Genomic DNA, 6,863 nt, shown 5'->3' on the forward strand with positions numbered 1-6,863 from the left:
GCAGCAGGACGATAGCGACTACAATAATTAGGAGCACATAGGTAAGACCCGCCTTTAATGACATGTTTAGCAACACCCGGTTCTCTGGGGTCGAAGCTTTCTTTTTGATTAGGTCCTGTAGGATTAAGACTGTGGGATTTGCCATCGTGACCGATGCTATACCAATCTGAGGTCCACTCCCAGACATTACCAGTTATGTCATACAAACCATAACCATTTGGTTCAAAAGAACCTACAGGTGCAGTGCCGGTGTGACCATCAGCTTTGGTGTTGAAAAAGGGGAAGAATCCCTGCCAGGTATTAGCCTTCTGGGCTGAGTATTGCTCACCCCAGCTGTAGGTAGCATCATCCAGTCCACCGTGAGCAGCATATTCCCATTGGGCTTCTGTGGGTACTGACTTCCCTGCCCACTTAGCATAGGCTTGAACGTCTTCATAGGCAACATGGACCACGGGATAGTTCTTTTTCCCTTTAATGTTGCTCTTTGGACCAAAGGGATGTCGCCAGTCAGCCCCAGGAGTCCACTTCCACCAGCTCAGGTAACCGACTGGTCTAACACCATTGTCCGGCATCTGAAAGACTAGGGAACCAGGTGCCCGTTGCTCCTCTGGTAAGTCCGGAAACTGTTCCGAGGAGAGGGGACGCTCTGCTACTGTAATATAACCAGTTTCCTTGACAAATTTGGCAAATTCCGCATTAGTCACTTCGTATTTATCGATGCAGAAGCTCTCAACGGTAACATCTTCCGCAGAGCGCTCAGAAGGGTAGTAAACGTCGGAACCCATCTTGAAAGTGCCCCCAGGAATGAAGGTCATACCTTCAGGGCAGCTATTTACCGTGGGAGATGCCTTGACTGGTGTGGGAGTGCCAAAGACTAGGCATACTGTCAGGAAACCGATGAAAAGTTTGAAGAAAAGTAATTTTAACCAAGGAGTCTTCATTGTTGAACTAGAAAAGCGATTAGTATGTAAGCATATGCCCTACGCGAACAGCGGTCAGCGGTCAGCGGTCAGCGGTCAGTTCAGCTATCAGCCGTTGGCCAAAGGCTAATGGCACCTCAAGTAGCGTGCCCATAGCCCATAAGGTGAATATCACTAAGCCACTCCATAGCCTGTGTAAGGACGTTTATAACTGGGATGTAAACCGAGAATAATATCTTCTTTTGGTATACCCATTTCCACCAAATCTTGTGCCAAATCAGCTTCTGTCATATTTCGCTGAATCCAAATTCTACCATCTTTGATATCTAAATGGATAAAACACTTATAAACTCGTTTGAGTCCATCCCAGCCGATATCTAGAAGTTGATAATGGTCATGTTCTGTGTCAAAAATAACTTGAGCCTCAATCTCTGAATCTGAATTATTGGCTTCTAACCTGGCATGATTAGTTAATAGTTGGCGAATTATTAATCGGTACTTGTCTAATTTTTCCATTCGGTTATTATCTCCTCAACAGGATTGTATATTAGCAATTTTACTTGATAAACCTTTACTGCTTCTTGGGAAAATTTTTCTTGGAAGAATGATTCAAAGGTATCAACAGTAACTCCCAGATAAAGTATTCTATCTGATTCGCTCATTTGTAATGCTAAGCGATAGTTTAAAAATTGACCTAGTGCAGCATGAAAATCTGTAATTGCATAAGTATTGAGGAAACTTTTTATTTCAACTGCTATTTTTCGTTCTGATTTTTGAGCTGCTATAACTTTATCTGCTGCTAAATCTATTTCAAGCTTAACTCCCTCAATCTTAATTTTTAGGGGATCTGCTGTGATAATCCAATCGTCTTTTAGGAGTGCTTGTTTTACAGCATCATGGAATAGGTCTTTGGCAGCCATTACTTTTTCTACAACTTCTAGGACTATTATCCTTGAATAGTGAGGGGGATGCTTACCGCAACAAAGAGGAACCATTATAATGAGTAGTATAGCGTTTTTTGCAGTTATGAGGTACAGTCTTGATGGAGCGCATCCCTATTCCCTATTGCCTCTTTTCTGTTCCCTCTTTTCTCTTCCCTATTCCCAGATCCGCTGTTCCCTAAAATCCCGAAATTGTGTACTTCACAAGTCGTAGAATTGCTATAGATTAGGAAGGTGCCCGTTGCTCCGCATTAGTGACTTCGTATTTATCGATGCAGAAGCTCTCAACGGTAACATCGTCCGCAGAGCGCTCCGAAGGGTAGTAAACGTCGGAACCCATCTTGAAAGTGCCCCCAGGAATGAGGCGTTGCTGAATTAAGGAATGAATTCGCGATCATCTGGTGAAAGTTAAAGCCCCCTAAATCCCCCAACTTTGCGGTGCGACCCAAGGGCGATTTACTCGCCCTAGGAGGCGCGCACCGGAAGGGACTTTGAACGTCTTATTCCCCCCAAAATTGGGGGGCTAGGGGGGCAAAACCATACCCATAATCAGCAACGCCAGGAATGAAGGTCATACCTTCAGGGCAGCTATTTACCGTGGGAGATGCCTTGACTGGTGTGCCAGTGCCAAAGACTAGGCATACTGTCAGGAAACCCACGAAAAGTTTGAAGAAAAGTAATTTTAACCAAGGAGTCTTCATTGTTGAACTAGAAAAGCTATTAATAATACTATTTAATAGTACTATTAAACTTAGGTATTAAACTTAGATATTAAACTTAACGTAAGCATAAGCTGATAGCTGTTCGCGTAGCGTGCGCGTAGCGCATAAGCTTAAAACTTACTTTACATTACAAAGGCGTCACTGATGTGCAATTTTTACAATTTACCATCCAGTGACGCCTTGATGCTTACTGAGGTTAGTACAGTTGCTTAGCATCCCAAATTCAACATGCCAAATTCAAAAGATGCTATGTATAGCGGTTTATAGCTTAATGAGGTACACAGGATTTTTTCCCTGTTCCCTGTTCCCTAAAACCAAGGAATATGTAATTCACCAAATTGAAAACCGCTATACTAGGGCTTAGCATTTAGTACCTACGATACCTACCAGCAACTGATGAGCGCACTGAGTGTTGGTATTTAGCTCTTCTTCGATATCCAAATTGGTTCTCATATCCAGATGCTTGTTCAGATCCAGATACATTCTCCAATGGAGTTATCGATGGAGTTATATCTCCATACACTGTTACGAAATCGTCTTTCATACTGATAACTGTCCAACCACGCTGATTGGCCACATCAAAAATATTAATATCCTCGGGGTCCTTTTTATCGTATGGACAGTCAATTCCAGCTTCTTCAGCATAGGGACATTCGCGGGGATCATCATGGTGAAGCAGTACCATTAAAGCTGGACCAATGTGATCATCAGTGTAGTCAAGCATTTGTAAATCACCACTGGAATTACCAACTGCCATAATTGGTTTTTTACCAATGTAGCGTTCAATTCCCACTGGTTTACCTGGTCCATCGTTAATGGGTTGCACCAGTTCTGGCTTCCTAACCAAGAGATAAGATCCATCGCCTTGGGCGATATATTCTGTTTGGACGGTCGTACCAATGACGTTTTCAGGGGGAATACCATAGGCATCTTCGGCAAAGGAGCGAATGAAATCAAGTCCTCCCCCAGAGCAAATATAGACCTTGAAATCATTACTTTGGAGATAATTGACCAGTTCAACCATGGGCTGGTAAGTCAGCTCGATGTATGGCACTCCAAGGTATGGGTGCAAAGAGTTATCCAGAAAGTCCCTAGCCTTCTGTTTATACTCTTCCGGTGTTAATGGCTCCGGTTGGATATATTCTAGGGTGATATCCTTTACCATGACATCCTTTTCAGTTAAAGAAGGAAGTTTTTGAAGAGCTGGCAATGCATTACTTAGCCTATATTTGATAAATGACTCCTGAATATATTCTGGTTTTTCAGTCCACAGGGTTCCATCATTATCAAAGGTGGCGATGCGATCGCTAGGAGGTACGTAGTTATCACTGTTGGGATTGGTAACGTCTTCCACAAAGTTAACAATGGTTTGCTTAGTCGCACAGTCATTCCAAGACACTAAGGGGTCATAGTCCGCAGCAGCAGGGGGACATCCCACAAAGCTTCCTAGGCAAAAGACTGATAACAGAATCGATAGGAAAACTAAAAACGTTCTTTTTTTCATGAGCTAAGACTTCTGTAGTGTAATTGCTGAGCAGCTTATTGCCAATTAAGGCTATTTTTATGGAGCCAACTGATCTTGTGAATACAAACTATTGCCAAGTAGTTATGGTCAAGGCTGGTTGGCAGGCGTCACTGATGGGCAATTTTTCGCAGTTTTTCTGATTTGCCATCAAGTGACGCCTTGATTGTCCAGCTAGGGGTGGCACTTAGCCAGTAAAGACTTAGTGCTATAGCAGTCGCCAGGGTAATTAGGACATGACAAAAGTCTCAAACTACAGTATGGCAAGAGTTTAACTTCTGACTTGTGACTTCTGACTTCTGACTTCTGCTATATAGCCTACTGAGCAGCTTAATCCAATCCCATATTCTTGAGCTCTTCTATTAGCTCCTGCACAACAATATTGACGCTAAAAGATGCGGGACGTTGACTAGGTGGAAATTCCGTGAAGGTATCCAGGAATTTAGCCATATATGCTACGGCTGGACCTAGCAAGTAAGTGCGTTCGAAGCGCCAGTCTACGTAATAGTCAGACTCGAAGGGAGCTCTCTCAAAGGGATCGCGACGCAGATTAAGGATCATGGGAACCCTCAAATTTACATAGGGTTCCTGCCAAGTATCAAAGCCTTCAGCTCGCTGCTCGGCAAAAATTATCTTCCAATCTTTAAACCGGAGTGCTGATGGGTAAGCATCGTCAGTTAAATAGTAAAACTCTTCACGAGGTGCTTTTTCCTTATCTGGATCTAATAGATAGGGCAAGAAGTTATAGCCGTCTAGATGAATGAGGATAGGGTTACCGTCCTCATCAGTGCCGTAACCATTTGTACGTAGCTGCTCCTTGATATCGGGCACACCAACTGCAGCCATGAGCGTGGGCAGCAAGTCTTGGAGAGACATGATTTCGTTGGAAATCACACCACGTTTGATATGAAAAGGCCATTTGATCATAGCGGGCACGCGGAAACCACCTTCCCAGTTAGTTACTTTTTCGTTATGGAAAGGAGTCGTGCCGCCGTCGGGCCAGGTAAATACTTCTGCACCGTTGTCAGTGGTGTAGACCACAATGGTGTTATTTTGAATGCCCAATTCTTCAAGCTTATTGAGAAGTACCCCAACATGGCCATCGTGTTCCACCATACCGTCTGCCTCGATTCCCTGTCCGGTAACCCCTACAGATTCGTCTTTGAGGTGGGTAAAGACGTGCATACGGGTGGAGTTAAACCAGACAAAAAACGGCTGGTCATTATAGTGTGCCTTGGAGATGAAATCTAGTGCACCATCTAGAAACTCTTCGTCCACTGTTTCCATCCGCTTTTTATTTAGCGGACCTGTATCGCAGACTAGTTGACCTTCACTAGGATTATTCGGATCTTCATCTGTTACGTCTATTATTGGTTTTGTTAATGTCCCCTCTTCGCATGCTTCAGGTTGTATTGGATTGTCTGCATAGCTGTGGATGACGCCTCGTGGCCTAAAGTTGTTGTCGAATTCTGGATACTCACCTTCCGGTGGATAGTCCTCGTTCTCTGGTTCCTCTTCAGCGTTGAGGTGATAGAGGTTGCCATAGAACTCGTCGAAGCCGTGGTTAGTGGGTAGATACTTATCTAAGTCACCCAGATGGTTTTTACCGAATTGACCAGTGGCATACCCCAGGGGCTTAAGCAACTCAGCTAGGGTTGGGTCTTTAGCCTGTAATCCTACGTCAACACCAGGTAAGCCCACCTTGGTTAAACCAGTACGTGCAGGATTCTGACCAGTGATAAAGGCAGATCGACCAGCAGTACAGCTGTTTTCACCATAGAAGTCGGTGAAGAGTATGCCATCTTCAGCAATGCTGTCGATGTGGGGTGTTTTGTAGCCCATTACCCCCCGGTTGTAGATACTGGGGTTAAACCAGCCAATGTCATCTCCCATAATCACCAGGATGTTGGGTTGGCCTTGTGTGTCGGCAAGTGCTATTCCCTGGTTAGTCCCCGGGAGGAAACCTACTAGGGTGAAGGTAATCGTTAGTACGATTGCCGTCACCACTCTCAAATATTTCATAAAATCTCCCTATGTATCGGAGTTTCAACTTTGGGTTTACAAGTTTTCTGCACCCGTTGGTTAGTATCTCACACTTTTTGCATCAGAAAAATTATTTTTTTGATGGAATGTGATTAAAAACACCTTGAGAACTGACCAGGTTTAATCAGCCTAAACCCACCTAAATCAAGAGTTTGCAAGCACTTATTTGACCAACGTTTTTTCTAAAATCCGGCAAAAATTCCGGTATTATATTTGAAATTATTATCAAAAAAAAAAAACATATAATAAAAACTTATATCCCAAAGTTTAAGAAATTTACTATAATGCTTTACCGAGAAAATAAGGTTAATAAATGTTAAAAAAACGTGGAATTGGGTCTAAGTTTGATAAGATAGTATATTAAGCAGTAAACAAAGATAAGATTTATTAATAATTTTCGCTCTTTGGTACTTGTTAGGCTATAATTTTAATTTAAATCCCCTAAAACGACTACTGTGTATAGCGTTGAGATTTTGATAATGTAAGCATTCAGCTATCAGCCGTCAGCCGTCAGCTAATTAACTAATCAAGGGGAGATAGTAAACAAGCTTACGAACGAGTATGGCTGGTTGACAATCCCTGCTCGTTTTACTGATCCGACCCAGTGCAATTAAGAGGTTGTCTGAGAAGTCTCATTTGCTACATCCAAGCCCCCGTTGGTCCCCCGAGCGAGCAATCCCTCGCTCGGGGGACTTTTAGAAGCAAATTGACTCTT

7 protein-coding genes and 1 pseudogene are annotated in these 6,863 nt (G+C 43.2%); 1 reads left to right on the forward strand and 7 read right to left on the reverse strand.

Features of this window, described 5'->3' with window-relative positions; translation table 11 throughout:
- Window positions 1-785, reverse strand: a 785-nt coding sequence (locus F6K37_RS28680) for a formylglycine-generating enzyme family protein (RefSeq protein ID WP_287253838.1), incomplete at its 3' end; no start/stop codon positions are given.
- A 1-nt stretch (window position 786) separates the two neighbouring features.
- On the opposite strand from F6K37_RS28680, the gene F6K37_RS28685 reads away from it, so the two are divergent.
- Window positions 787-1,050: a hypothetical protein gene (locus tag F6K37_RS28685; RefSeq protein WP_287253840.1), complete on the forward strand. Its 264-nt coding sequence runs from the start codon at window positions 787-789 to the stop codon at window positions 1,048-1,050.
- Between the two features lie 44 nt (window positions 1,051-1,094).
- On the opposite strand, the gene F6K37_RS28690 is transcribed toward F6K37_RS28685, so the two are convergent.
- The 6 genes and pseudogenes from F6K37_RS28690 to F6K37_RS28715 all read right to left on the reverse strand — a co-directional run bounded on the left by F6K37_RS28690 (window position 1,095) and on the right by F6K37_RS28715 (window position 6,127).
- Window positions 1,095-1,436, reverse strand: a complete 342-nt coding sequence (locus F6K37_RS28690; RefSeq protein ID WP_287253842.1) for a XisI protein — start codon at window positions 1,434-1,436, stop codon at window positions 1,095-1,097.
- On the reverse strand, window positions 1,424-1,840 hold the full coding sequence (locus F6K37_RS28695) for a XisH family protein (protein WP_287253843.1): 417 nt from the start codon (window positions 1,838-1,840) through the stop codon (window positions 1,424-1,426). The genes F6K37_RS28690 and F6K37_RS28695 overlap by 13 nt, the downstream gene beginning before the upstream one ends.
- A gap of 265 nt (window positions 1,841-2,105) precedes the next feature.
- A pseudogene (locus F6K37_RS28700) lies at window positions 2,106-2,249 on the reverse strand (SUMF1/EgtB/PvdO family nonheme iron enzyme); the annotation flags it as partial.
- Window positions 2,250-2,361: 112 nt separating this feature from the next.
- Window positions 2,362-2,562: a hypothetical protein gene (locus tag F6K37_RS28705; protein ID WP_008181301.1), complete on the reverse strand. Its 201-nt coding sequence runs from the start codon at window positions 2,560-2,562 to the stop codon at window positions 2,362-2,364.
- 388 nt (window positions 2,563-2,950) lie between these two features.
- Window positions 2,951-4,087, reverse strand: coding sequence for an HAD family hydrolase (locus F6K37_RS28710; RefSeq protein ID WP_287253845.1), 1,137 nt, complete (start codon window positions 4,085-4,087; stop codon window positions 2,951-2,953).
- Between the two features lie 348 nt (window positions 4,088-4,435).
- The gene (locus F6K37_RS28715; protein ID WP_287253848.1) at window positions 4,436-6,127 is read right to left on the reverse strand and encodes an arylsulfatase; all 1,692 of its coding nucleotides are present in this window, start codon (window positions 6,125-6,127) and stop codon (window positions 4,436-4,438) included.
- Between the last annotated feature and the right edge of the window lie 736 nt (window positions 6,128-6,863).

The organism is Moorena sp. SIO4E2 (assembly GCF_010671945.1).
In the GTDB taxonomy this organism is placed as follows: domain Bacteria; phylum Cyanobacteriota; class Cyanobacteriia; order Cyanobacteriales; family Coleofasciculaceae; genus Moorena; species Moorena producens.